At 75.7% G+C, this 2,901-nt stretch carries 4 protein-coding genes; all 4 read left to right on the top strand.

Features of this window, described 5'->3' with window-relative positions; all coding sequences use genetic code 11:
• Positions 1-498: TlpA family protein disulfide reductase (locus tag GTW08_RS27390; protein WP_161152715.1), on the top strand; the 498-nt coding region annotated here is incomplete at its 5' end.
• Positions 495-1,241, top strand: coding sequence for an NUDIX hydrolase (locus GTW08_RS27385; RefSeq protein ID WP_167379074.1), 747 nt, complete (start codon positions 495-497; stop codon positions 1,239-1,241). The genes GTW08_RS27390 and GTW08_RS27385, both read left to right, overlap by 4 nt.
• A 2-nt stretch (positions 1,242-1,243) precedes the next feature.
• Positions 1,244-2,443: a MarP family serine protease gene (locus tag GTW08_RS27380; protein WP_073576140.1), complete on the top strand. Its 1,200-nt coding sequence runs from the start codon at positions 1,244-1,246 to the stop codon at positions 2,441-2,443.
• A 70-nt stretch (positions 2,444-2,513) separates the two neighbouring features.
• A partial coding sequence (locus GTW08_RS27375; protein WP_161152714.1) for an MFS transporter occupies positions 2,514-2,901 on the top strand: 388 nt, incomplete at its 3' end.

Raw genomic sequence — 2,901 nt, 5'->3', positions numbered from 1 at the left:
GCCGCGGACCCGCAGGCACTGGCCGCCGCGCGGGCCTCGGCCCGGCTGGCACCGTGCCCCGCCCCGTCCGGCCGCACCCCGGCCGGTCCGCTCGCCGGGATCACCGTGCCGTGCCTGGGCGCCGACGGCAGTACCGACCTGGGCGCGGCTCTGACCGGGCGTCCGACGCTGGTCAACTTCTGGGCGTCGTGGTGCGTGCCGTGCCGCGACGAGCTGCCCGCGCTGCAGGCCTACGCACAGCGTCCCGGCGCACTGCCGGTGCTCACCGTCGACGTGCAGGACGACCCGGTGGCCGCGCTGGCCCTGTCCGCGCAGCTGGGGGTCACCCTGCCGGCCGTGACCGACCCGCAGCGGGCCGTGCGCCGCGCGCTGGACACCCCGCCGCTGCTCCCGGTCAGCTACGTGACCCGCGCGGACGGTGGCGTCGCGATGGTGGACCCGCCCGTCCCGTTCCGCACCGCCGACGACGTCGCGGCCGCCGTGGAGCGGTTCCGGTGACCGCGCAGGCGGGCGTGCCGCAGGTGCCCGACCCCGACCCCGCGGCGGCGCCGGCGTCGCTGCGCCCGCTCGTCGACGGGGCGCTGGGCCTGGACCCGGCCTGGTTCGGCTGGCGACGGCTGCAGCCCGACAACGGCGAGCCGCGCCGGGCGTCGGTGCTGATGCTGTTCACCGACGGGGAGTCGGGCGGGCCGGACGTGCTGCTCACCGAGCGCGCGGCGACGCTGCGCTCGCACGCCGGGCAGGTCGCCTTCCCCGGTGGGCGGCTCGACCCGACCGACACCGGCCCGGTGCACGCCGCGCTGCGGGAGGCCCGGGAGGAGACCGGACTGGACCCGTCCGGGGTGGTACCGCTGGCCCTCCTGCCGGACCTGTTCATCCCGCCCACCGGGTTCCTGGTGACCCCGGTGCTGGCGCACTGGGCGTCGCCGTCTCCGGTACGGGTGGTCGACACCGCCGAGGTCGCCCGGGTCGTCCGGGTCCCGGTGGAGGTCCTGACCGACCCGGCGAACCGGTTCACCGTGCGCGGCCCCAGTGGCCACACCGGCCCCGCCTTCGACGCCGCGGGCCTGATGGTCTGGGGTTTCACCGCGGGCCTGCTGTCCGCACTGCTGCAGCGTTCCGGCTGGGAGCGTCCCTGGGACGCCGGCCGGGTCCTCGATCTCGACGACGCCTGGGCCCGCGCCCGGCGGAACGAACCGGAAGGAGGCCGGGTGGACGACCACGGCGTGGTGGACCGGTGAGCATCAGCTGGGTCGACGTCGTCGTCGTGATCCTCGCTCTGCTGGCCGCGGCGTCCGGCTGGCGGCACGGGGTCGCGGTGGCGCTGCTGTCGTTCGCCGGCGTACTGACCGGCGCGGTGCTCGGGCTGCGGCTCGCCCCGTTGCTGGCCGGGCAGGTGGAGTCCCAGCAGGGGAAGGTGCTGCTCGGGATCGGCGTGGTGGTGCTGCTCGTCGCGCTCGGTGAGGCGACGGGCGTCTACCTCGGACGGTTCATCCGCGACCGGATCCGCGGCGAGGGCACCCTCAGGGTCGACTCGACGCTGGGTGCCGGTGTGCAGGCGGTCGCGGTGGTGGTGGCGGCCTGGCTGATCGCGCTGCCGCTGTCCTCGACGAGCTTCTCCACCCTGACCAGCGGCCTGCGCGACTCGCGGGTGCTCGCCGGCGTGGACGACGTGATGCCGGACGCGGCGCGCAAGCTCCCGGCCGAGCTGCGCCAGCTCCTCGACGACTCCGGCTTCCCCGACGTCGTCAGCCCGTTCTCGCGGACGCCGGTCGCCGCGGTCGGCCCGCCGGACTCCGCGCTCGCGCAGTCCCCGGTGGTCACCGAGGTCCGCGACCGGGTGCTGAAGGTCCGCGGGCGCGCCCCGTCCTGCCGTCGCGCCCTGGAGGGGACCGGGTTCGTCGTCGCCCCGCAGCGGGTGATGACCAACGCCCACGTCGTCGCCGGGACGTCGAGCACCACCGTCGAGGTGACGACATCCAGCGGCCGGGCCCGCCAGCTCGACGCCCAGGTCGTCCACTACGACCCCGAGGTCGACGTGGCCGTGCTCGACGTGCCCGACCTCGAGGAGCAGCCGCTGCAGTTCAGCCCGGACCCCGCCCGCGTCGGCGACGACGTGATCATCCTGGGCTACCCGCTGGACGGCCCGTACACGGTCACCCCGGGCAAGATCCGCGAGCGGATCCGGCTGCGCGGCCCGGACATCTACGAGCAGGGCAGCGTGCTGCGCGACGTCTACACCGTCCGCGCGGTGGTGCGCTCCGGCAACTCCGGCGGCCCGATGATCACCCCCGACGGGCGGGTGGTCGGCGTCGTGTTCGGCGCCGCGCTGGACGACACCGAGACCGGTTTCGTGCTGACGGCCGAGCAGGTCGGGCAGGCGCTGAACGTGGCCGCGAGCGGCGCGTCGTCCCCCGCCGACACCGGGAACTGCGCCTCCTGACCCACCGCACTCCGTCCCACGATCCGGGAACGAATGGCCGGATCGTGGGACAGATGCTTAGCGTGGGTACATGACCTCCGTCGACGTGACCCGTACCCGCCGTCGCTGGCTGGTGCTGGCCGTCGGGGTGTTCGCCCAGACCGCGGCCTGCTCGTTCGTCTACGGGCTGCCGTTCGTGGTGCCGCTGCTACGCGACACGGAGGGGCTCTCGCTGGCCCAGGTCGGCGCCTACGTCGGCGCACCGACGGTCGGTCTGCTGTGCACGCTGGTGCTGTGGGGCGCCGCCGCCGACCGGTCCGGCGAACGCGGGGTGATGACGGTCGGGCTCGCGCTGTGCGCGGCGGCCGTCGCGGGTGCGGCGCTGCTGCCGATCGGGCCCGGACCGCTGCTGCTGGTGCTGCTCGGCCTGGGCGGCGCGGGCGCGGCGTCGGTGTTCGCCGCCAGCGGCCGGATGGTGA

It is taken from the genome of Pseudonocardia sp. SID8383 (assembly GCF_009864975.1).
Taxonomy (GTDB): Bacteria; Actinomycetota; Actinomycetes; order Mycobacteriales; family Pseudonocardiaceae; genus Pseudonocardia; species Pseudonocardia alni.
The sequence above is the reverse complement of the archived record's forward strand: the minus strand, read 5'-3'. Positions and strand labels throughout refer to the sequence as shown.